Raw genomic sequence first — 23134 nt, 5'->3', positions numbered from 1 at the left:
TTTCAGAAACATTGAAGAAGCGAGAGGAAGTCATTGAGATTGTGGGTGCGCGAGAGCACAACCTTAAAAATATAGATGTGACCCTGCCACGCAACAAACTGATCGTTATTACAGGTATCAGCGGCAGTGGTAAATCATCTCTTGCTTTTGATACAATCTACGCTGAAGGCCAGCGGCGTTACATGGAGAGCTTTAGCGCCTATGCAAGAGCGTTTATCGGTGATATGGAACGCCCGGATGTAGATAAAATTGATGGACTTAGTCCAGTCATTTCCATCGAGCAAAAAACAACTTCTCGAAACCCAAGATCCACCGTAGGAACAGTCACGGAAATTTATGACTTCTTCCGGTTGCTTTACGCCCGAGCTGGAGAAGCCTATTCCTATCTTTCTGGAAAAAAAATGACCCGTCAGTCAGAGGATCAGATCATAGATATGATCCTCAAGAATTACGATGGGCAAAAGCTAATTCTGCTGGCGCCAGTTGTGAAAGGAAGGAAGGGACACTACCGAGAGCTTTTTGTGCAAGTGCGGAAACTTGGATTTACCAAAGTACGAGTCAATGGAGAGGTACGGGATTTGGTTCCCAAAATGCAGGTAGATCGCTATAAGACGCATGATATCGAAATTGTCACTGATCGAATCAAAGTATCCAACAAGGACAGAAAGCGGATCAGGGAATCTGTGAATACTTCATTGCGTCATGGAGATGGCGTCATGATGATTCAGAAAGAGGATGGAGAAATAGCACATTTCTCCAAAAACCTGATGGATCCGGAAACAGGTCTGGCCTATGATGAGCCAGCTCCAAATACCTTTTCATTTAACTCACCCTATGGAGCTTGTCCAGAGTGCAACGGACTGGGTATTATAGAGGAAATCTCCAAAGAATCAGTGATCCCAGATGAATCTTTGAGCATCAGCAGAGGAGGGATAGCACCCCTTGGCGAGTATCGAGACATTTGGATATTTAAAAAAATCGAAGCAATCCTTAAGCGTAACAAGGTCAACCTCTCGACACCAATTGGTAAGATACCGAAAGAAATAATTAGTGTGTTGCTGTATGGAGATAGTGTTCCCATAGCAGTTAGCTCTGTGAAGTATCCAGGCACTGATTGGCACACCAAGTTTGAGGGAATTATCAATTTTCTTGAAAAGCAAAAAGATGGTGGCTCGGAGAAGATTCAAGCTTGGGTAAAAGAATTCACAGATACCAGGACATGTCCAACATGCGATGGTTTTCGACTGAAGAAGGAAGCCCTTCATTATAAAATCGCAGATAAGCACATTGGCGAATTAGCCGAGATGGACATTGATTCGTTAGGAGGATGGATTGAAAATTTAGAAGAGCGCTTAAGCGAAAGACAACTTATAATTGGTACTGAGATTTTAAAGGAGCTAAGAAAACGGATAGGTTTCCTTTTAGATGTGGGTTTGAATTATCTAAGTTTGAATCGCTCACTTAGGACGCTCTCCGGTGGGGAAGCGCAACGAATTAGACTAGCAACCCAGATAGGGACACAGCTGGTCAATGTGCTTTACATATTGGATGAGCCAAGCATCGGGTTGCATCAAAGGGACAATGTCAAGCTGATTCAGGCGCTAAAAGACTTAAGAGACCTTGGAAATACCGTCATTGTAGTAGAGCATGACAAAGACATGATGATGGAAGCCGATGAGGTTGTGGATATTGGCCCTGGAGCAGGAAGGCATGGAGGTCAAATTGTGGCAAAAGGGACACCTCAAGAATTTTTGAAACTAGGTAGCTCGACAGCAGATTACCTTAATGGGAAAAGGAAGATTGAAATTCCAACAAAGCGAAGAGCAACAAACGGTAAGTGGCTTGAATTATACGGCGCTACAGGACATAATCTAAAAAATGTAGACTTGAAATTGCCACTTGGAAATCTGATCTTAGTTACTGGCGTCTCAGGTAGTGGAAAATCAACCCTTATTCATGAAACGCTCTATCCGCTCGTCAGAAAGCATTTGTATAAGAGTAGACAGGAGCCACTTCCTTTCAAGAAAGTGAATGGAGTAGATGAGTTCGACAAAGTCATTGAAGTAGATCAATCCCCTATAGGTAGAACACCACGATCCAATCCAGCAACTTATACAGGAGTTTTTTCTGAAATAAGAAGCCTTTTTGCACAGCTGCCTGAGGCAAAAATCAGAGGCTATAAACCCGGACGTTTTTCATTCAATGTGAAGGGGGGGAGGTGTGAAACTTGCGGAGGAGGAGGAATGCGTTTAATAGAAATGGATTTCTTACCAGACGTTCATGTTCCATGTGAGACATGCAAGGGAAAGCGATACAATAGAGAAACGCTGGAAGTTAGATTCAAAGGGAAGTCCATCTCAGATGTGCTGGATATGACTGTATCTCAGTCGGTTGATTTCTTTGACCACCAGCCGCGTATCGTACGTAAATTGAGAACATTGGATGAAGTAGGCTTAGGCTATATATCATTGGGACAGCACGCAACCACACTTTCAGGAGGAGAAGCACAGCGAGTAAAGCTCGCAACCGAGCTTTCAAAGAAAGACACTGGTAAGACGTTCTATATCCTTGATGAGCCAACCACCGGATTACATTTCCAGGACATTGAGCATTTGCTTGACGTGCTTCAAAAGTTAGTAGATAAGGGCAATACCGTCCTCATCATTGAACATAACATGGATGTGATCAAAGTAGCAGATCATATCATCGACCTAGGTCCGGAGGGTGGTTATGCCGGTGGGCAAATCATTGCTCAAGGCACTCCGGAAGAGATCGCCAAAGTGAAAGAAAGTTATACAGCCAAGTTTCTAAAAGAAGAGCTTAATTAACGAAGGCCTCTATATACTCTGAATCTCCGAAGTAGTAATAATCTCCTTGATAGTCGAATGCAAAATCACTTTCTTCAAGGATCATATTATCGACAACAGAAACCTCATTGTTAGTCACCTTGGTTAAAGGAATTTCCCGTACCAACGAACCTTCATAATTATAAACTTTGACCATTTTTTCAAAGACAAGATCAGTGTCCAATTGCATACTCAATCCTTGATCCGATTGTTCAGAAGCCTCAGCAGATCCAGCAATGGTGGAAACTGCAAGCGCCAATAATAATAGTAATGATTTCATTTAAGTGCTTTTTAAAATTTTGAGTTTAGTCCTATTCTTCCATACGACGAATAACCTCGCAGGTTTGTTAATTATCATTAATTATAGTGAATGGTATGGTTAATGTTTTGTTAACCACTCATCAGTAATTGGTCTCACCTGTGAAATTCTACCATTATTTTCAAGCCAGCTTGTGTAGATTTAGCTACTTATGACCAAGGCAAGGATATACTGGCTATGTCAAATGTTGGGATGGGGCTTTTACGGCTTCATTCAAATATTTTTTTATGCGATGGCAGAGCGGTTTGATTTTATTCAAGCCATCGGCATTCTTTATCAGGTCATTTACTTCATAGCTACTACTCACTTGCTGCGTGGGCTCGTTGTAAAGTTAGAATGGCTCAACCTCCGACTGCCTTATCTAATTCCTAGGTTGCTGCTTGCAACGTTGGCCTTGAGTGGGCTGAACTATGTCTACCTTTTGATAATCGATTTCTTTACCAATACGGTATCAAGTACTGATCTCATGTTATTCACAGCAATGATCAATACTGTGATCTACTGGGTGATCTATTTTATCTGGTGCCTGTTTTATTTTGCCTTTCACTACGTGCAGCGATACAACAAGTCCCTTAAAGCAGAAACAGCAGCACGCGAAGTGGAGCTCAGCAATCTCAAGGCTCAACTTAACCCACACTTTATTTTTAACGCCCTCAACAGCATTCGAGCCTTGGTAGACGAAAATCCAAGAAAATCAAAAGAAGCGATTACCCAGCTTTCGCATATCCTTAGAAATTCTTTAATCAGCGACCGAAAAAAGCTCATTCCATTCATGGAAGAACTGAAAACAGTGATGGATTATCTAGCACTCGAATCCATCAGGTATGAAGAGCGATTAACGACAAGTTTCGCCATTGATGATAACTCAGGAAAGTTCCACATTCCCCCCTTGATGCTTCAAACATTAGTAGAGAATGGAATTAAACATGGTATATCTAACTTGAAGCACGGAGGTGAGATTAGTATCACTACCACAGTTCGTAGAAAACAACTGCATCTGCAAATCCGTAATACGGGTCAGTTATCGAAAGACAGAGATGTGACGGATGGATTTGGTTTGGCGAATACTCAAAAACGATTGAGGTTGATTTTTGGAGATTTGGCCAAATTTGAAATTAAGAATGAAGATAAAAGTACAGTTCTTACTTCGATAATCCTCCCCATAAAGGTTGGATCTAAGATAGAGCTGGACGAATAAAAAATAAGCAAACGAAAACCGATGAAAGCTATAATAGTAGATGATGAGCGATTAGCACGAAAAGAACTAATGTCTCTTTTAGCCAATCACCCAGAAATAGAAATAGTCGATGAAGCTGCTAATCCGGATGAAGCAGTAGAAAAGATCGAAAAACATGATCCTGATGTTGTGTTTCTGGATATCCAAATGCCAGGTAAAACTGGATTTGAGATGCTGGAAGGAATGGAGCGCGTGCCTCAGGTAATCTTCACAACGGCCTACGATGAATTTGCGCTTAAAGCATTCGAATACAACGCCCTCGATTATCTACTGAAGCCCATCCAACCAGAGCGACTTTCAGAAAGCCTCAACAAAGTTTCAATCAAAGCTTCAAAGAAGCCTGCAAAAGATCAAAAACTGAGTAGCAAGGATCAGGTCTTCGTAAAAGATGGAGATAAATGTTGGTTTGTCAAGCTGGAAGATGTGCGCCTTTTCGAATCTGACGGAAACTACATCAAAGTCTATTTTGACAAGTTCAAACCGATGATTCATAAGTCGCTAAATGCACTAGATGAGCGCCTGGACGATCGTCATTTCTTCCGTGCTAGCAGAAAGCACATCATTAATTTAGGCTGGGTAGAATCGATCGATACCTGGTTCAATGGAGGCTTGCTTGTTCAGCTAAAAGGAGGGGAAAAAATCGAAGTAAGTCGGAGGCAGTCGGCGCGTTTTAGAGAAATGATGAGTCTTTAAACTTTCACCTCTTCCAGAAATTCCTTCTCTACATGCCAGTCTTTGGATAGCGTGAGAATAGCGGTGGTCTCCATCTCAGTCACGTAGCCTTTTTTATGAGTTTCTTCCCAAACCTCCATCAGGTGCTTGATGCGATCAGGTGTAGGCATCTTTGTGAAAATCTTAGATAGAAATTCCCTTGATCGTTCAAAAGCAGAAAGATAGTCTTCAGAAATGAACCTGTTTGCCCATTCCATCTCTTCCTTTGCCTGAATTCTTGAGGCGGTTTGTTGCAGCATTTCCTTTTCATCATCATCCAGACCATGATAGTGAAAGATGAGCGATTTTAGTAAGAGAAGTGCTTTTTTAGTAGTAGCATCCATGCGTATACAAAAGTACCGCTTAACCGGCATTATCCCTAGAAGGAAGTCAAGTTGAATTGTTTTTTTTGCAGATCAGTGTTTTGGCACTTATTCAGAAAAAAAGAGTCTTACCGCAATTTCATCAGCAACCAAGAAACCTTTCGACTTTAACCTTAAAAAACCATCCGCTATTTCAATTAATTCTTGATGGCTTATCTCGTCAATGAAATCCGCATGCAACTCCTGGAAGTCTACATCCATGTCCTTTTGCAACATGCTAAGATTAAGGCCTTTTACAGTTCGAAGTTGGGTAAGTATTTGCTCGTTTATTCTTTGAATCCTGGACAATAATTCCGTCTCATAAAAAGGTAAGCCCTCTTTGATTGCCTTGATGTAATTCGGATTGTTTCGAACATTAAACCTGCGAGATTCTCCATCAAAAGAATGTGCGCCTGGACCAACTCCTAGATACCAGATGCCAGACCAATACCCATGATTGTGTCTCGAATGAAATCCATCTTTGCCGAAGTTGGAAACTTCATATTGTTGATACCCCCGATCTTCCAAGTATTCAATCGCAAACAGATATTGCTTGGCAGCTTCATCCTCGGGTACCTGTACGAGCCTGTTTTGTTGCTCCCATCTTCCAAAAACAGTTTGCTCTTCAATCGTTAAGCCGTAGAACGAAATATGATCAGGCTGCAAATCTGTAATTGCTTTCAAGTCCGACTCCCACCGTTCCCTACTGTGGTCAGGTATTGCATAAATGAGATCCAAAGAAATATTTTTGAATCCAGCTTGCCTTGCTTTTTCGAAAGCACCAAAGGAATCATTTGCATCATGGGCACGGTTCATCCACGCTAACTTAGATTCGTCAAATGTTTGCACTCCGATGCTCAGCCGATTGATGCCTGCTTCCGCCAGCTCTTTTGATTTATTTAGCGAGAGATCCTCCGGATTGGCCTCAAGCGTAATCTCTGCATGGCTACATACATCATAGTTTGCAAAAACAGTATTCAATAAATGAACGACCTGATCGCTCGTAAGAAGGGAAGGAGTGCCACCGCCCAGGTAAATGGTATTTACTTCTTCATTCAAATAGTCCTTGCGGTCTTCGATTTCTTTCACTATGGCCTTCACCATTTCGTTTTGTGTGCTCAAATTGGTGCTGAAGTGGAAATCACAATAGTGACATGCCTGCCGACAAAAAGGAATATGTATGTAAATGCCTGCCATTATTTGAAGCTAAATTGCAAAGACCGATGCAAAGAATCTTGATTCCATTGTTTTTTGTGCTTGCACTTTATTCGAAAGCGCAGATTCAATCACAATTATATGTGGATGGTAAAGTATTTGATGAATTACAGATAAGTGACTCTATGAAGCTTGTGGAGCATGTAAATAAACTTCAAGTTGCTTGGGTAAAAAACGGATTCTTTTTTTCAGGAGTTGATTCGGTCAAACAAGTTCCAAATGCAGTGTCTGTTTTTCTGCACAAAGGCGAAAAATGGAAAGCTGAATTAAAAAATTTTAAAGGAAGTCAGCTCACTTCATACCTTACTAGGCAACTTAAGTCATATGTGAATGGGGGGTATCCTTTCGCGTCTATTAAGTTAGACTCAGGAATTCTCGAAAATTCAATTCTAAAAAGCAGCTTAGTGATTGATCCAGGCCCAAGCATTAACTATGATTCAGCCTACTTCTTCACTGTGCTCAAAACCAATGAATCTTATGTTTATCAATTGCTGGACATTGAGCCTGGCAACCCGTTTAGCGAAAGGGATTATCGAACCATCGAACAAAAAATTGAAAGATCCTCCTTTCTAACCATTCAAAGACCCACAGACCTTTCATTCAAGAATAACAAAGCCAAAACATATTTAGATATTAAAGAACATGCCTCGAGTACTTTTCAAGGAGTAATAGGTTTGCAGCAAATCCAAAATGGAAAAACGACCGCTGTTGGAGCATTGGAGCTTGACGTTCAAAATTTATTCCGTTCTGGGAAGCAATTTAAATTCGCTTGGGAAAGATTTGCAGAAGAGTCACAAAGCCTCAACATTTTCTATAAACACCCATTCTTTCTTAATTCTAAATTATCCCCCTCATTTAGCTTCGGCATCTTGAAGCAGGATACTACATTTTTAACCAGAAGAACTTCGGTCGGGCTTAATACTTACGTAGCTCCTAAAATTGAACTTTCCTTTGAATTCGAAACCACCAACGGAACCCTGATATCAAGTGATGTGTCTGTTATTGCGAATACTGGATTGGCGGATTTCAAAAGGAAAACCTATAACGTTCAGTTGTCAAAAGGGCACTTTTCTTCATTAGGAAAATTGAAAAATGACATTATATGGAGGTTCTCTTCATCTGGAGGTACAAAAAAGATTCAAGAAAATATTAGTCTTCCTGATTCATACTATGATTCGATCCGACTAGAAACAAATTTTTATCGCTTTGAAGCAGACATTGCCTATCAAATAAAAATTCTGAAAAGGCAGTCTTTTTTTCATCATATCCGTGCGGGCACTTTGCAAAGCGAGGAATTATTAAGCAATGAACTCTATCGACTTGGAGGGTTAAACTCGCTTAGGGGTTTTAATGAAAAACAATTCTTTGGTAAAAGTTATGTGTTGAGTAGAGTAGAATTTCGATCCTTCTTTGAAAACAGAAGTTATGCTTATGTATTCTATGATCATTTATTTTTTAGTAGAGAATTACGAACAGATCAACCTTATGGTGTAGGTTTGGGATTTGCCCTTGCTACCTCAACTGGTCAATTTAGTTTTGCGCTGGCGGTAGGCAATTCAGCCGATCAGAATATTTCTTTTTCAGCAATGAAAGCACACTTTGGATATATCTCAAGATTTTAAATGAGGGGTTTCTTTTTCATACTTAGTTTTAGTTGCTTCTTCAGCTTGTTTTCTCAGCAGGATACAATTGTTGTCACTGACTTCACAAAAGTGATGGTCGGGATGGATGGAAAAGGGGAGTTATTCCCGGTTACTTCATTAGAAGAAACAGCACAAGCAGGATTTTTCATTAATGGAAGACCCAACGGAACAATAAAGATTTGCTCACCTGAAGAACTATTTATTTGGGTCAATGGAAAACTATTGGATGTTATTGATCAGTGTAAGTTTTACGACCCTGAAGAATTTTTTACCATCGTTAAATCCGACACAATTTTTGTTTCCTTTAGTTCTGAAAACTCGTTGGCTGATTTAAGGTGTGAGCTGGTACTATTTAAAGAACTACAGGTTATAAAAGATCAGGTACCGGTATCCCGCAAAATAAGAAAGGAGCTCGAAGAGTTTACAATTATTGCTCTTCTGTTGCTTCTTGCACTGTTTGGGATTATTGTTTCTTCCTACCCATCTCGCATGTCTTATCTGCTGGAGAGATCCTTCACTTTAAAAGCAAGCGCTTACGAGTTTGTAAATACGAGTTTCTTCAACGGAGCGAGTATGTATGTGCTGGTTTTTTACGCACTATCTCTTGCCTTTGTTGGTATGTATTTGGATTCACTTCTTGAATATGGATTATTTGCTGTGCCTGACTCTCTCATTGAATTTTTGCTTAATTGGGGTCAAATCTCCATCGGCATTTTTTTACTTTTCTTGGCTAAATGGTTAGTGGTTTCAGTGGTCTCAGGCCTGTTCCGCTTTCGCGATCTCAGTAATTTGCAGCTTTTCGATTTCCTTAACTTCAACCTTGTATTACTCATACCCGCTTTGCTTTTTCTAATTCTTGACTTCATCATGAATGATTCCTCTAATACTTGGATTCCATCTGGCTACATGATGCTGTTCCCATCAATGCTTATTCTGTTTGTTATCTGGTTTACTTTAAAATTTGTTAATAATTCTCCTCGTAAAAAACTTAGTATTATTTCCTACCTTTGTGCCACAGAAATCATCCCTGTCATTATTTTGCTGGGTTGGTTCTTAAAATAATCACATAAAGTAGAGACTTAAATGAGTGCGACTGAAGATCTTTTAGTAACGGATAAAGAGCGTTTGAAAAGTGTAAAGAGTATTTTAGTATCTCAACCAGAACCTTCCGATCCAAATTCCCCGTATCACAAATTGGCAGAAAAGTACAATTTGAAAATAGACTTTAGGAAATTTATTGAAATCGATCCTGTAGACATTAAGGAGTTCAGAAAACAGAAAGTGAATATTCTAGATCACTCAGCGGTTATTTTCACAAGTAGAAATGCTGTCGATCATTTCTTTAGACTTGCTACTGAAAACAAGATTGAGATACCAACGGATATGAAGTATTTCTGTATCTCGGAAACCACAGCCAATTATCTTCAGAAATATATTGTAATCAGAAAAAGAAAAATTTTCACTGGCGAGCGAACCGCTCAGGATTTGCTCAATGTGATCAAGAAGCACAAAAGTGAAAAATTCATTTTCCCATGCTCGGATATTCGAACAGACCACATTCCAGACTTCCTCAATGAAAATGGGTATGAATGGTCAGAGGCTACTATTTACAGAACAGTAGCAGCTAATTTATCTGATTTGGATGATGTCACATATGATATCATTGCGTTTTTCAGTCCTTCGGGAATAGAGTCGCTACTTCAGAATTTCCCGGAATTCAAGCAAAACAAAACTCGAATTGCAGCTTTTGGACCAACTACTTCAAAAGCAGTGAGGGATGCAAGTTTCATCTTAGATATTCAGGCGCCTCTTCCCAACGCACCATCAATGACTGGAGCCTTGGAGGTTTATATTAAAGAAGCGAATAACATTTCTTAGAAATAAGGGTATATAATTTGTAAGGGTTATACTTACAATGTGAAATAAGCATGACTTGTCATCTTAAGTGATTTTAGATGTGCTGTTTTGATAATTCTTATTAAATAAGACTAGATATATGAAATGTAGCGTTAAGGTTGCTTCATTTGCGCTCATGTTTTTCGCTTCCTATGTTGGATGTGCTCAGAATGATTTCTTTTTTAATCATTATATGTTCAATCCATCATATTACAATCCAGCATGGGTAGGAACAGAAAATCAAGCATTTGCTGCAGCACATCATAGGAGTCAGTGGGCTGGATACAATGCGACACTAGATCCTGGTGGAGCGCCTACTACCCAGCTGATTTCATTAGTAGTCCCAGTAAAGTCTACTTTCTCAGGTTTCGGTATGTCTATTTCCAACGATAAGACCGGACCATTAAATTCAGTTCAAGCGCGTATTGCTATTTCTGCTAAAAAGCAATTTGGTTTTGGAGATATTTCCATCGGATTAATGCCAGCTATTAATACAGCTTCAATAAATACCAACTATCGATTTGTAGATCAAGGTGATGATTTTATTCCAGATGGAAGTGAATCTCAATTGAAGCCCAACCTTCATGCAGGCATATATTATCAATCCAGGAAAGACTATTTCATAGGAGCCTCCGTTGAAAATATTTTGCAACCGAGTTTTGACTTTGGAACACTCGCAAGTAACAAAGTCCCAATAAATTATATACTAATGGGAGGAACCTCACTCGGCTTGGTTAGAGATTTAGTTTTAAATCCTACAATAATGATACGTTCTGATTTAAACACTTACACATTCGATTTAAGTGCTATTTTGGTGTATCAAGAACGAATGTGGGGTGGCCTTGCTTTTCGAAGAGCAGAGTCTTTAAGTCTATTACTTGGATATTCTTTTTTAGAAGAGAACAAGTTAAAGGCAGGTTATTCGTTTGATTATGTGATTAAGGATAGAGAAGCTAAACAGCCGACCTCTCACGAGGTTTTTATTCGCTACGATTTACCCGACTTGGTGTTCGGTGGACGTAAAGCTGTGAAAACCCCGAGATTCACTTTTTAGTCAGATAAGTAAACGTCTTCATCCAAAAATGAAGCGAAACTTGTCCTAAATCGATTTATGATTATATATTTAGGCAGAATATCGTGCAATAATTCTTGTTAAAGTTTGTTTATTTTACATACTTGCATGTTCAATAAAGGTGTTATGAATAAAATGCGTGTTTTTACAATCTCAAATTGTACTGTTCTTTGCTGTGCCATAATTCTTTCGGGTTGTGGTCTATTTGGCGGAGATCAAGGAGACAAAGGTGAGCTAATAGGAGCTCAAGATCGTCTGGGCTGGGAAATGACCAGACCATACGGAATGGTTTCAGTTCCATCCGGTACCTTCCATATGGGGCAGGCGGATGAAGATGTGGCCGCTACTCAGATAAATTTTAATAAACAGGTTACCATCGGTGCGTTCTTTATGGATGATACAGAAATCACCAACAATGAATACCGACAGTTTACACAAAACCTTCAGGAGAGTTCAGAAATTGATTTGCCAACAGGCTATTCCATTGCTGACCTAATGCCTGATACTACGGTGTGGACCAGAGACTATACACATCACATGGGAGATCCATTGGTCGTATATTATTGGTCGCATCCTGCATTTGATGATTATCCAGTAGTGGGTGTTGATTGGAATGCGGCTAAATATTTCACAGAATGGAGAACTCAATACTTGAACGATTATCGATCAAGTGTAGGTCTGCCGGTGATGCCAAACTTCAGATTACCATCAGAGGCTGAATGGGAATATGCGTCTAGAGGAGGCAGAGATATGGCAAAATATCCTTGGGGTAATCCATACATAAGAAATGCTAAAGGTTGCTTACTGGCAAATTTCAAGCCTGGTAGAGGAAATTACTTTGATGATGGATATGCTTACACATCTCCAATAGCAACATATTTTGCCAATGAGTACGGATTGTACGACATGGCAGGTAATGTAGCTGAATGGTGTGAAGATGCATACAATCCTTCAGCTATGCCTTTAACATGGGATTTAAATCCAACATATTTTGATGATAACGTTCCTTTTAAAGTTATCAGAGGGGGATCTTGGAAGGATATTGCATATTATCTGGAAACAGGTACTCGTTCATACGAACATCAGGATACCACCAGAGCCTCTGTAGGATTTAGATGTGCTATGACTTATCTTGGTAGATCATCAGGATACGAATTTTAATAAAACCAATAACGAATAAATTACTAACCTAAATATTATTACAATGAGCAAAAAAGGCGGATTTCAGGAGCTACTCTATTCCACTATAATGCCAAAAATTTATGGAATAGGAGCTGCAGTTGTAATCGTGGGAGCGATGTTTAAGATTCTTCACATGCCGGGTGCAGCCCTTATGCTTGGGGTTGGTCTCACCACCGAAGCAGTTATTTTCTTTTTAAGTGCATTTGAACCAAAGCACGCAGAGCCTGATTGGGCTAAAGTGTATCCAGAACTTGCAGATGATTATGATGGCCCTGCAGCAGCTCCAAGAAAAGCTGTTCCACAAGCCACTGGAGCTTCTGCTCAAATGGATAAAATGCTTGCGGATGCAAAAGTTGGACCTGAGCTTATCAAAAGTCTTGGTGACGGAATGAGAAGCATGGCTTCCTCTGCAAAAAACATGGCTAACCTTAGTGATGCGGCGTCTGCTACCAATGACTATGCGAAAAATGTAAAGTCAGCTTCCAACTCGCTTACAGAGATGAATAAATCTTACGCTTCAGCAATGCAAGCAATGTCTGGAATGGCTGACGCTACAAAAGATACTAAGGAGTACCATAGCCAGGTTCAAAATGTAACCAAGAGTTTAGGTGCTTTGAATGCAGTATATGAAATGGAGTTGAAAGATGCTCAGAGTCATACAAAAGCATTAAATAAATTTTATTCCAATGTGAGTGGTGCACTTGAAAGCATGGCTGAAGCAGGAAAAGAAACTTCTGCATTTCAAGCTGAGCTTAACAAGCTTACTTCGAACATTTCTGCTCTTAATAAAGTATACGGTAATATGCTTACCGCAATGAGAGGTAATCAACAATAAACCCCTAAAACGAATTAAATTATGGCAGGAGGAAAAGAAACCCCACGGCAGAAAATGATCGGGATGATGTATTTGGTGCTGACTGCATTGTTAGCATTGAATGTTAGCTCCACAGTCTTGGACAAATTCGCCTTTATCAATGAAAGTTTGGAGCGTGCAAATGCTGAAACATCGTCAAGAAATAGTCGGACCATTACGGGTATGAAATCTGCTGCAAAAGAGAAGGGTGACAGAGCTGATGACTTGAAAGTTGTTTCAGATGCAGAAGCTTTGCGAGCTGAAACCCAAAGGATCATGGAGGAGATGGAGGAGTATAAAGAGACTTTCGTTAAGATCACTGGAGACTATATGGAAGGCCATGATGGTGATAGAAGGTTTATCAACGGCAAGACTGATTATGATAAGGTTGGTAATTACATGATGCCAGTTGAAGAAGGTGGAGATGGAAATGGAGCTAGAATGAAAGAATTACTTAATGGATATGCTAATTATATTCAGGAGCTCTTAAAGAAAAACGGAGCAGACGAATCTGGAGTAAAGCAATACCATAAGATCGCTTTGGATGCTGAAGAAGACCCCATTTATCAAAAAGATGAAAATCAGAAAGGTAAAAAATGGTCGCAACTTGCTTTTGAAAACTCTCCCACTCATGCTGGACTGGCTACCGTAAGTGAATTTCAAGCGAATGTACTTTCTTTTGAAACTTCAGCATTAGACTTTTTGGTCAAGAGAGTTGGATTGAAAGATTTAACATTTGATGATATCAGACCTGTTGTAATGCCGGAATCTCAATACGTAGCTGCTGGTACAAAATACAAAGCGGATATGTTCATCGCAGCATCTGCTTCTGGGTTAAATGATAAAATGAAAATGACGTACAATGGAGAAAGTGCTCCAGTTGTTGGTGGTGTAGGTAAGGTTGAATTTACTGCAACTCCAGGAAAGTACGATAAAAATGGAAATGCTAAAAAGCAAATCATTGCTTCGATTACAGTACCTCAAGGAGGAGGAGCCGACACCACTTTTACGGACACGATTGATTATTACGTAGTAAGACCGGTAATTCAAATTCAATCGCAATCGGTAAATGCGCTTTATTTCAATTGTGGTAATGCATTGGATGTGCAGGTTCCTGCATTGGGAACAGCTTACAATCCTTCATTTTCCGCGAAAGGTGGAGATGCCATTAAAGGATCTGTGACCGGTCAAGTTACGGTCGTTCCTAGGCAGCAAAAAGTCACATTGACAGTATCATCAAACGGTAATGTAATAGGATCGAGAGAGTTTGGTGTTAGAGCCATTCCAGCTCCTACTATTAAGGTATTTACAGGTGCAGGAGAGGTGAACCAGAAAGAAGGTATCTCGTCAAGAACTCCAGAATTATTTTTAAGAGCAATACCGGATGAGAGCTTTGCTCAGTTTCTTCCGAATGACGCTAAGTTTAGAGTAGCTGAAGCTGAAATCACCTTAGTAAGTGGCGGTTTGGGACGGGGCTCTATAAGAGCTGCTGAAAAGATTAACCTTAGAGGCATGAATGGAAGAAAAGGAGATCAATTGGTAATTGAGATTAAAAAGGTTCAAAGACAAAACTTTAGAAAGCAAACAGAGGACTTCCAAAAGTTCCAACGCTTTATCAACATCTCGTTGAAATAAACTTGTTATAAAAACAGTGTTATGAAAAAAATAGGTTATGTAGTTGTTTTTGCTCTTGCCGTTTCCTTTGGTTACGCGCAAGAAGAGTTAGCTCCTCTGGTTAAGCCAGAAGTTGATGAAACTCAAGTGATGTTTAAGAAAACAGTGTGGAGACGCATGGATATGGGGGAAAAGCAAAATAGGCCTTTCTTTTCGTTGAACGGTGAGATTTCTAGACTGCTTATAGAAGCGGTTGACGAAGGACTTCTTACCCCATATAGATCTGACTCTTGCATTAATTTCATGCCAGATATTATTTTCGTGTCCAATATATCGGTTGAGAGAGATCAGAATCCGTTTGTGGGTGGAGGATTTAATTCTGGAGGATTTGATTCTTTTGGAGATGATTCCAGCACGGATGAAGTTGCAGAAGATGGAGATCAGGCAAGGCAAGAGGCAATTCCTGAAGATCTTTTTTCAGTCCTTTATATAAGAGAAGATGTAATCTTTGATAGGAACAGATCCAGAATGTATAACTACATCCGTTCTTTATCGATAGCCTTACCAAGGGATGCTGGTTCGCTATACAATGAAGCAGGATTTGAAAGAGTTGTCGCTCACTTTAGGTATGATGATGTTATCGAATTGTTTAGAGGGCCATATGCAGATAGGGCTAAGTATTATAACGCAAATAATTCTGGAAAGCACATGAATATGAGTGATGCTTTTGAATTACGATTGTTCAATGCACCCATTATTAAGATTTCGAACCCACAAGACCTTGACATTAGACAATTGTATGCGGACCAAGCGGCAATTGATCCGATGAGTGTAATAGTGATCCAACAGAAATATGAATATGATTTGATGGAGTACGAATCAGAACTTTGGGAATATTAATAATTAGATTTGAAACCTAACCTAATCCACCGTACGATGAATATTAGAAATTTACTCTCTTTGTTATTTGTTACAGCTATCCTAACAATATCTGCACAGGAGTATGGAGAGTTGAAAGATCCTAGAGATGGAAAAACGTATAAAATTGTCACAATAGATATTGAGCTGGAAGGCGGTGTCTCTGTGAAAAGAACTTGGATGGCTCAAAACTTAGCGTATGAGGTTCCAGATTCCTTTTGCTATAAGAACGAAGATGCTTATTGCGAAGCTTTTGGACGTCTTTATACATTTCAGGCTGCGGAGCAGGCATGCCCTGACGGTTGGCACGTACCTACCATTGCAGAGTGGAATTTATTATTTCAAACCTATGGTGGAATACATCAGGCTGGAATTGCGTTGCAGAAAGGTGGTGAAAGTGGCATAGATTTAGAATTGGGTGGTTTTGGTGATCCTGGAAGAGTTTTTAAGAACATTGGAATCAGTGGAAACTACTGGGATGCCGAGAAAAAGTCTGACAATACTTCTGGATTGATTTCCATACAGAAAGGGTCTAAAGAAATTTACCATAGCGTAATCGGTGATTGGCACCGAAATAGCTGTAGGTGTGTGAAAGACAACTAAGATATTTTGAAAAACAATAGTGAGGGAGGCTTTAAAGGTCTCCCTTTTTTATTGCCTCGATTATTCTTTCTGCTTTGGATTGACCAACTAAATTGATGAGGTCTTTATCTGACGATTCTTTGAGCCGCTTAATACTCCCGAATTCTCTCATAAGCTTTTCTCGTGTATTTTCCCCTATTCCATTGATGTTATCCAAACCAGATTCGATGGATGCTTTGCTTCTTTTTTGTCTGTGGAATGTAATGGCAAATCTGTGCGCTTCATCTCTCAATTGTTGAATAAGCTTAAGAGAAGGTGATTTCTTACTTATATAGATCGGTATGTTATCTCCAGGAAAATAGATCTCTTCTAATCTTTTGGCAATCCCAATGATCGGGATTTTCCCATAAATGTCTAACTCCTTTAATGCTTCACACGCTGAACTCAGTTGACCTTTGCCACCGTCTATTACAATGAGATGGGGGTATGGTAGCTTTTCTTTTTTTAAGTGAGCGTAGCGCCTACCGACTACCTCTTTCATAGAGGCAAAATCATCCGGCCCAACTACTGTCTTTATATTGAATTTACGATAATTTGATTTGGATGGCTTGCCATTCTTAAAGCAGACCATAGATGCCACTGGATTTGTACCCTGAATATTAGAGTTATCAAAACATTCGATATGCTCTGGTAAATCTGTGAGTTTTAAGTCTTCTTGAAGCTTTTTTAGAATGCTTTCATTAGGTTTAACACTCTTATGCGAAAATTTTTCTTTCTTAAAGTATAGGGCATTTCTGTAGGATAACTCTATTAGTTTTTTCTTATCTCCAATTTTTGGGGTAATAATCTCAACGTTTTCCCAAGGTTCTATTTCTTCATTTGTAAGGATGAATGGATTACTACTTCCGTACTTTTTCCTTAAGTCAAAAATTGCAAACCTGAATACCTCGCTATTGTCCTCTTCAATTTTTTTCTGAACCTCCAGCGTTTCTGAATTAATAATTGCTCCATTTTCTATTCTCATATAATTAATGAAAATGGACTTTTCATTTTCAGATAGAGTCATTGTGAAAACATCGGTGTTCGTGATTTTCTGATTTACTATCAGCGAGCGCGATTGGAACATTTCTAGTCGCTCAAGTCTTTCTTTGTATGACTGAGCAATTTCATATTGGAGCGCCTCTGCAGCCTTTTGCATTTTTTCTCTATATGACCTACTCACAACCCCAAGTTTACCCTTTAAGATTTTATGAGCTTCATCTATATCTTTTTGGTAATCTTGCTCGCTTTGCAAGCCCTCGCACGGGCCAAGACAATTACCAATGTGATATTCTAAACATACCTTAAACTTCTTTTTCTTTATGTTTTCTTCGGAAAGATTGAATTTGCATGTTCGGATTTTATGCAGTTTGCGTATTAAATCGAGCACACCATTCATAGCCTTTACACTCGTGTAGGGTCCAAAATATTCTCCTTTGGAATGATCAACTCTCCTGGTGGAGTAAATTCTGGGAAAACGCTCATTTGTAATGCAAATACTCGGAAAGCTCTTATCGTCCTTGAGCAATATATTATAGCGTGGTTGATTCTCCTTAATGAGATTGTTTTCAAGTAGAAGCGCATCAAATTCAGAGGATACGATTACAAATTCGATTTGACGAATCTCCGATACAAGACGATACGTTTTGCGATTATCTAAATTAGTCTTTGTGAAGTAGCTGCTGACTCTTTTCTTAAGACTCTTGGCTTTGCCAACATAGATGATTTTATCCGTACCATCTAAAAACTTATAGATTCCTGGCTTCTCAGGTAACTTAAGATACTCTTCTCTAGAAAATCTCTGAAATTGCATTACATGAAGTCATCTTCATCTACCACATCATATTCAACAGTGTCTGATGGATTTGAGTTCTCTTCATAAAGCTCACAGTCTATGACCGTTCTCAACGGTTTTGTCGGTTTTTCAAAATATCCTTTTTGGTAGCCTAGTGTTTCATCAGCATATACTTTCAACATGTACTTTTCCCAAATAGGAAGAGCGGTACGACCACCTTGACCCATGGCCCAATACTTAAAACGTATGCTTCTGTCATCTCCTCCAACCCAAGCACCCGATACTAAATCTTTCGTGATCCCAATAAACCAACCGTCTGAAGCATTTTGAGTTGTACCAGTTTTGGCACCTATTTCATTGTCTACCTTTAGGGAATAATCCAGGGATCTTCCAGTCCCTAACTCTACAGTACCTTTTAGCATATGTAGCATCAAGTAAGCAGTTTCTTCATTGAGCACTTCACGTTCTTTAGGGATAAACTGTTGAATGACATTGCCGTTTTTGTCTTCAATTCTTGAAATGAAGAATGGTTTTATATAGGTTCCTTTATTTACAAATGTTGAAAATGCTCCCAGCATTTCGTACAAGGACACATCGGCGACACCTAGTGCGAGAGAGTATACTGGAGGTAAATCACCTTCTATGCCTAGATTTCTGGCAAGCTCTATTACGTTTTGCGGACCTATTTCGTGCATCAAATGAGCAGTAATTGAGTTGACTGATTTGGACATTGCTTCTCTGATAGTCATTACCTCGCCGCTCCAGGAGTTTTCGGCATTGTCTGGTTTCCAATAGGGGGGATCTTGTCCAGGCAGTGGGATGGTAACAGGTGCGTCAACATAAGTTTGACAAGGGGAGTAGTTGTTTTGTATTGCCTTGGCATAAACAATGGGTTTAAATATTGATCCAGGCTGCCTTTTCCCTTGTTTGACATGATCAAATTTGAAATACTTATGGTTGATGCCACCAACCCATGCCTTAATGTATCCAGTTCGAGGATCCATTGACATGAAACCTCCTTGAAGAAAGCGCTTGTAGTAATTTAATGAATCGTAGGAGCTGAAGGTTGTATCTATTTCCCCTTCCCAAGAGAAAACCTTCATAGGTTTCTTTAGATTCAAATAAAATTCTATGGAATCAGGCTCATCAGCATATCTTGTGCTAAGATTTCTATACGCCTTTGTTCTTTTGACCGCAAACTCTAGAAATTCAGGAATCTCATTATTTTCATCATCAATCCAAGGATTTTCACCTTGCCAGTGCTCAGTAAATATCTGCTGAAGTGTATCCATGCTTTCTGACACGGCTTCTTCGGCATACTGCTGCATTCTGCTGTCAATCGTAGTGTATATTTTCAGCCCATCCTCAAATAGATCGTAGTTGTTTTCATTGGCCCATCTCATCAGGTAATTTTTGGCGACCGTTCTGAAATAGGTAGCTAGACCCTCATTCTGACTTTCCACAAGGTAGTTCAGGGTAAGTTCTTTATTGTTCAATGAATCATAAACAGATCTTTCTATAAGTCCATATTTGTGAACATTCCAGAGCACCTCTGTTCGTTTTCTTTTTGCTCTTTCTGGGTTCAAAGCAGGATTAAATGCTGTAGGCTTGTTTATTGAGCCCACAAGACTGGCTGATTCTTGATAGTCAAGTTGTGAGGGGAGTTTATTGAAAAAAGTTTTTGCAGCTACTTTAATTCCGTAAGAATTGCTTCCATATTCAATCGTATTTAGATACATGGCAAGGATTTCCTCCTTGGTGTATGATTGTTCCAATTGAACAGCAATAATCCACTCCTTAATCTTAGTTATGAGTTGACCAATTGACGGATATTTATAAAGTGACCCTTTGCGGCTATCATTCGTGCTGTATAGATTTTCAGCAAGTTGCATTGTTAGTGTACTTCCCCCCCCTTGAAATGAGAACGTTAGTTTTCCAAAAACAGCTCTGGCCAAACCTTTTAAGTCAATTCCCGAATGATCTTTGAATCGAATATCTTCAGTAACCAATAAGGTATTTACTAATTCAGGAGAAAGCTCCTCGTAGGTCACTGGGGTTCTATTTTTCCTGAAATATTTACCGAGCGAAACACCATCTGCACTGATCAATTCAGAGGATAAATCAGGATCAGGCCGTTCCAATGCTTGCAAGCTTGGTAAACCGCCAAACCAGCCAAATGCATCATTTCTGACCATTAAAAACATGATTGAAATACCAAGGACACCTAAAAAAAAAGATGCCCAAAGGATTCTTAAAATGTATTTAAACAGCTTTTGTTTCATTGATAATTCTTTTCAAAAAATGTCAAGTATGCAGACACATCCTTCGTCCGATACAAAATATCAAAATTATCTTCAGTTATAACAAAAACATCAAATTTTGAACCTTTAAATGTCTCTTTTAGGTCAACCTCCTGATTAAAAGACTTTAAAAAGTTCGAAGCTGTTCCTTTACCTGGAAAAACGTTGACCAGAAGCATGGATTTCTCATCGCTCAAAATGAGGTTCCCAGTCTTTAGGTTGGATAGATTTTTATCTGAAAGGTAATTGTCTACCAATGGTGTGAGTTGATCCGCAATGTCTGAGTCAATATTGTAGACAACGATGAAAAAATGTTTTTGTGTAAAATCCTCAATAAACCTGGCTTTCGCACTATTGTATCTTTTTTGTTGGAAGTTTTCTGATGCTAACAGAAGTGAATTAGCATATGGGTTCAGTTCACTTTCCGGATATTTTTTCATAAACTCCCCAAGTTCAAATTGATATTTGTGATCTTCCTCAGTTTGTCCCACAGAAAGAACTTTTAAGAGAGCAATGTTGTCGCTAAATTCATTGTCAGAGTGCATGCTTAGCACACTGTCAGCGGTTGTTAGAACTTCTTGATAAGAACCTCCTTTATATTTAGCGTATAAGCTTTTATATAATTTTTTAAGTTGCTCGCTTATTGCAAAGCTTTCTTCTCTGTAGTTGGGGTTATCAACAAGCTTAGCATAAATTGTTTCAGGGTACTTGCGTTTTAATATGTTGCCTTTTTCTTGCGACTTGTTAGTGTCTATATCCTGATATAGCAAGTAGAGTTGATAAAGAACCTCAGCCTCGTATTCAGTATCTGGAAACCTCGACAATAACTCTTCAAAAGAATCTGCAGCGTTGGCGTCTTCTTCGAGACGCAGATTGTAAATATTTCCCAGGTTATATAAAGCAACTTCTATTTCGGTCAGAAGAATTTGTTTCTCTTCATCTGTTTCGGGTATGGATGACATGATTTTGCGAGCTTCATCTTCAGGAGATTCTTCTGCAGCGTTTTCACCTGTAGATTCAGAAACGTCAGTGGCTAGGAACTCTTCTTCTCCACTAACGCTTACCGCAGCTTTGTTTTTGCGTCTCCAATTATCCTCTCGCTCTCTATCCCCCCATTTTCTTATAAACTCATTTCTACCTTTACTGAGTGCATTTGGGTTGTCGAAATACCAAACAGACCCAATAGCTGCTGTGGTGATCAAGTTTTCCCCGTTGCTTTGCGAAATATTTCTAGCTCGATTAATGGCAGCTTGCTTTTCCTTTTTCTTTCGCTCCTTTTCTTTGGTTCGTTCTTTTTCAATTTTTGCCGTAAACATCGATAAGAGCGAATCTTCTGAGAGCGTGGAAAGATGTAAAAGGCTATCGTTTTGTTGGATTACTACAATTTGTTCTACAAAATCGACTAGGATTTCCTGCCGCTCTTTAATCGCCGCGAAGTTTTCCTCGTCTTGAGGCATAGCACTTACTGTACTATCATAGTAACTTTTAGCTAGAACAAAGTTTTTTAAAGAATCATAATAAATCTCGCCGAGGCTTAAATATGAATAGGCTTTCTGCCGGTTATTATTTTCACTGTATTTCACAGATAATTTATAATTGTCAATGGCATTATTCATATTGCCATTTTTCATTTCAAAACCGGCTAGCTCGTAGTAAATCTTGTCTCGATACTCAACGTTTTTAGGATCTCTAAGAAGGCTTTTGAAATACTTTTGAATTTTTTTTAAGTCACTAGCGTCGGCTAGTTCCGTCACTTGAGCCATATACAGTTTTGTGTAGAACTCAAGTTCATAGCTCGGGCTGTTTTTAAGCGTCTTTTTGTAAAACCGAAAGGCTTCGCTCTCGAAACCTAATTCATGATAGGTTTGGCCTATGATGAAGTTGATTCGAGCCTTGTCGTGAGAGCTTAATAGTTCTTCTGCTTTCACAAGATTTCCTACCATCTTGCTTTTATCTCCCTTTTTTTGGTAGAGGTATGCTGTATTGAGATGCAACCGCCGCGTGTTTTCTTTATTTAATTTTTCTTTTAACAAGTAATCGGTCACAGCGAGGGCATTTTTATACTCATTAAATTCAGTAAAACTTCTAATTAATTCTGTGAGTGCGTAGTGCCTTGCATTGTCATTTTCGCTGTGGGTGTTCACGTACTTAAATGTTTCAATTGCATCTGGAAATTCAGAAGCGTAATGCCTTGCCAACCCCACCAATATGTAGCTATCATCTTCCCATTTGCTATTTGGATGCCTTTGAATTGAAATTGAAGCTTTCTGGATGCAGTCTTCTATCTGAGTTTTCAAAGAATTAGACTTAGTAGTATCGAACTGGGCGTATATAGGAAGAACTTTGTTATAATTCCATTGCTGGCTCTCAAAGATGTCTTTCTCTATTTCCTTTACACGTTCGTTAGCAATGAAATATGCATTGTAATGAGCTGTAAGATCATGAAATGAACCACTCAATGGATTATTTTTGTAAGGAGAACACCCCGCTACAAATGCAATTAAACTTATTGAAATTATTTTCTTCAAAATGGTTTTAGCCTGGTTCAAT

18 protein-coding genes are annotated in these 23134 nt (G+C 39.2%); 12 read left to right on the top strand and 6 right to left on the bottom strand.

The window, feature by feature from the left end; genetic code table 11:
- The first annotated feature begins 11 nt into the window (after positions 1-11).
- Entirely contained in the window at positions 12-2828 is a 2817-nt protein-coding gene (gene uvrA, locus ABJF57_RS02570) for an excinuclease ABC subunit UvrA (RefSeq protein WP_462231540.1), read from the top strand.
- Here the strand turns inward: uvrA and ABJF57_RS02565 are convergent.
- Positions 2821-3126, bottom strand: coding sequence for a hypothetical protein (locus ABJF57_RS02565; protein WP_462231542.1), 306 nt, complete (start codon positions 3124-3126; stop codon positions 2821-2823). The genes uvrA and ABJF57_RS02565 overlap by 8 nt on opposite strands.
- A 190-nt stretch (positions 3127-3316) precedes the next feature.
- On the opposite strand from ABJF57_RS02565, the gene ABJF57_RS02560 reads away from it, so the two are divergent.
- Positions 3317-4363, top strand: a complete 1047-nt coding sequence (locus ABJF57_RS02560; RefSeq protein WP_462231544.1) for a sensor histidine kinase — start codon at positions 3317-3319, stop codon at positions 4361-4363.
- A 21-nt stretch (positions 4364-4384) separates the two neighbouring features.
- On the top strand, positions 4385-5095 hold the full coding sequence (locus ABJF57_RS02555) for a LytR/AlgR family response regulator transcription factor (RefSeq protein WP_462231546.1): 711 nt from the start codon (positions 4385-4387) through the stop codon (positions 5093-5095).
- Here the strand turns inward: ABJF57_RS02555 and ABJF57_RS02550 are convergent.
- Both ABJF57_RS02550 and hemW read right to left on the bottom strand, forming a co-directional pair.
- Positions 5092-5457: a hypothetical protein gene (locus tag ABJF57_RS02550; RefSeq protein WP_462231547.1), complete on the bottom strand. Its 366-nt coding sequence runs from the start codon at positions 5455-5457 to the stop codon at positions 5092-5094. The genes ABJF57_RS02555 and ABJF57_RS02550 overlap by 4 nt on opposite strands.
- A gap of 87 nt (positions 5458-5544) precedes the next feature.
- Entirely contained in the window at positions 5545-6672 is a 1128-nt protein-coding gene (gene hemW, locus ABJF57_RS02545) for a radical SAM family heme chaperone HemW (protein ID WP_462231549.1), read from the bottom strand.
- Between the two features lie 26 nt (positions 6673-6698).
- On the opposite strand from hemW, the gene ABJF57_RS02540 reads away from it, so the two are divergent.
- The 9 genes from ABJF57_RS02540 (at position 6699) to ABJF57_RS02500 (ending at position 16471) form a co-directional block, all read left to right on the top strand.
- Positions 6699-8312 (top strand): BamA/TamA family outer membrane protein, encoded by a 1614-nt coding sequence (locus ABJF57_RS02540; protein WP_462231551.1) that lies wholly within the window; start codon positions 6699-6701, stop codon positions 8310-8312.
- Complete coding sequence (locus ABJF57_RS02535; protein WP_462231553.1) at positions 8313-9395, top strand: DUF4271 domain-containing protein; 1083 nt, start codon at positions 8313-8315, stop codon at positions 9393-9395. It abuts the gene before it with no gap.
- Positions 9396-9416: 21 nt separating this feature from the next.
- Positions 9417-10211 (top strand): uroporphyrinogen-III synthase, encoded by a 795-nt coding sequence (locus tag ABJF57_RS02530; RefSeq protein WP_462231555.1) that lies wholly within the window; start codon positions 9417-9419, stop codon positions 10209-10211.
- A 118-nt stretch (positions 10212-10329) separates the two neighbouring features.
- Complete coding sequence (locus ABJF57_RS02525) at positions 10330-11283, top strand: PorP/SprF family type IX secretion system membrane protein (RefSeq protein ID WP_462231557.1); 954 nt, start codon at positions 10330-10332, stop codon at positions 11281-11283.
- Positions 11284-11427: 144 nt separating this feature from the next.
- On the top strand, positions 11428-12462 hold the full coding sequence (gene porK, locus ABJF57_RS02520; protein ID WP_462231559.1) for a T9SS ring complex lipoprotein PorK/GldK: 1035 nt from the start codon (positions 11428-11430) through the stop codon (positions 12460-12462).
- A 43-nt stretch (positions 12463-12505) separates the two neighbouring features.
- Positions 12506-13318 carry a type IX secretion system motor protein PorL/GldL gene (gene porL, locus ABJF57_RS02515; RefSeq protein WP_462231561.1) on the top strand — a complete coding sequence of 271 codons (813 nt, stop codon included), beginning with the start codon at positions 12506-12508 and terminating at the stop codon, positions 13316-13318.
- 21 nt (positions 13319-13339) lie between these two features.
- Entirely contained in the window at positions 13340-14971 is a 1632-nt protein-coding gene (gene porM / locus ABJF57_RS02510; RefSeq protein WP_462231563.1) for a type IX secretion system motor protein PorM/GldM, read from the top strand.
- Between the two features lie 21 nt (positions 14972-14992).
- The gene (gene porN / locus ABJF57_RS02505; RefSeq protein ID WP_462231565.1) at positions 14993-15850 is read left to right on the top strand and encodes a type IX secretion system ring subunit PorN/GldN; all 858 of its coding nucleotides are present in this window, start codon (positions 14993-14995) and stop codon (positions 15848-15850) included.
- A 36-nt stretch (positions 15851-15886) separates the two neighbouring features.
- Entirely contained in the window at positions 15887-16471 is a 585-nt protein-coding gene (locus tag ABJF57_RS02500) for an FISUMP domain-containing protein (protein WP_462231567.1), read from the top strand.
- 31 nt (positions 16472-16502) lie between these two features.
- On the opposite strand, the gene uvrC is transcribed toward ABJF57_RS02500, so the two are convergent.
- The 3 genes from uvrC to porW are packed head-to-tail and all read right to left on the bottom strand — an operon-like array spanning position 16503 to position 23112.
- Positions 16503-18302, bottom strand: coding sequence for an excinuclease ABC subunit UvrC (gene uvrC, locus ABJF57_RS02495; protein WP_462231569.1), 1800 nt, complete (start codon positions 18300-18302; stop codon positions 16503-16505).
- Positions 18302-20566: a penicillin-binding protein 1A gene (locus ABJF57_RS02490; RefSeq protein WP_462231571.1), complete on the bottom strand. Its 2265-nt coding sequence runs from the start codon at positions 20564-20566 to the stop codon at positions 18302-18304. The genes uvrC and ABJF57_RS02490 overlap by 1 nt, the downstream gene beginning before the upstream one ends.
- Positions 20563-23112, bottom strand: a complete 2550-nt coding sequence (gene porW / locus ABJF57_RS02485) for a type IX secretion system periplasmic lipoprotein PorW/SprE (protein WP_462231573.1) — start codon at positions 23110-23112, stop codon at positions 20563-20565. Before porW ends, ABJF57_RS02490 begins: the two co-directional genes overlap by 4 nt.
- Between the last annotated feature and the right edge of the window lie 22 nt (positions 23113-23134).

Source organism: Ekhidna sp. (genome assembly GCF_039940915.1).
Classification (GTDB): domain Bacteria; phylum Bacteroidota; class Bacteroidia; order Cytophagales; family Cyclobacteriaceae; genus Ekhidna.
The sequence above is the reverse complement of the archived record's forward strand: the minus strand, read 5'-3'. Positions and strand labels throughout refer to the sequence as shown.

What these genes read in the sequence shown, in the direction of transcription:
- ABJF57_RS02500 (WP_462231567.1), top strand. Translation starts at nt 15,887, where the DNA reads ATGAATATTAGAAATTTACTCTCTTTGTTATTTGTTACAGCTATCCTA.
- ABJF57_RS02525 (WP_462231557.1), top strand. Translation starts at nt 10,330, where the DNA reads ATGAAATGTAGCGTTAAGGTTGCTTCATTTGCGCTCATGTTTTTCGCT.
- ABJF57_RS02535 (WP_462231553.1), top strand. Translation starts at nt 8,313, where the DNA reads ATGAGGGGTTTCTTTTTCATACTTAGTTTTAGTTGCTTCTTCAGCTTG.
- uvrC (WP_462231569.1), bottom strand. Translation starts at nt 18,302, where the DNA reads ATGCAATTTCAGAGATTTTCTAGAGAAGAGTATCTTAAGTTACCTGAG.
- ABJF57_RS02555 (WP_462231546.1), top strand. Translation starts at nt 4,385, where the DNA reads ATGAAAGCTATAATAGTAGATGATGAGCGATTAGCACGAAAAGAACTA.
- ABJF57_RS02540 (WP_462231551.1), top strand. Translation starts at nt 6,699, where the DNA reads ATGCAAAGAATCTTGATTCCATTGTTTTTTGTGCTTGCACTTTATTCG.
- porN (WP_462231565.1), top strand. Translation starts at nt 14,993, where the DNA reads ATGAAAAAAATAGGTTATGTAGTTGTTTTTGCTCTTGCCGTTTCCTTT.
- ABJF57_RS02530 (WP_462231555.1), top strand. Translation starts at nt 9,417, where the DNA reads ATGAGTGCGACTGAAGATCTTTTAGTAACGGATAAAGAGCGTTTGAAA.
- hemW (WP_462231549.1), bottom strand. Translation starts at nt 6,672, where the DNA reads ATGGCAGGCATTTACATACATATTCCTTTTTGTCGGCAGGCATGTCAC.
- porL (WP_462231561.1), top strand. Translation starts at nt 12,506, where the DNA reads ATGAGCAAAAAAGGCGGATTTCAGGAGCTACTCTATTCCACTATAATG.
- porM (WP_462231563.1), top strand. Translation starts at nt 13,340, where the DNA reads ATGGCAGGAGGAAAAGAAACCCCACGGCAGAAAATGATCGGGATGATG.
- ABJF57_RS02490 (WP_462231571.1), bottom strand. Translation starts at nt 20,566, where the DNA reads ATGAAACAAAAGCTGTTTAAATACATTTTAAGAATCCTTTGGGCATCT.
- ABJF57_RS02565 (WP_462231542.1), bottom strand. Translation starts at nt 3,126, where the DNA reads ATGAAATCATTACTATTATTATTGGCGCTTGCAGTTTCCACCATTGCT.
- porK (WP_462231559.1), top strand. Translation starts at nt 11,428, where the DNA reads ATGAATAAAATGCGTGTTTTTACAATCTCAAATTGTACTGTTCTTTGC.
- ABJF57_RS02550 (WP_462231547.1), bottom strand. Translation starts at nt 5,457, where the DNA reads ATGGATGCTACTACTAAAAAAGCACTTCTCTTACTAAAATCGCTCATC.
- ABJF57_RS02560 (WP_462231544.1), top strand. Translation starts at nt 3,317, where the DNA reads ATGACCAAGGCAAGGATATACTGGCTATGTCAAATGTTGGGATGGGGC.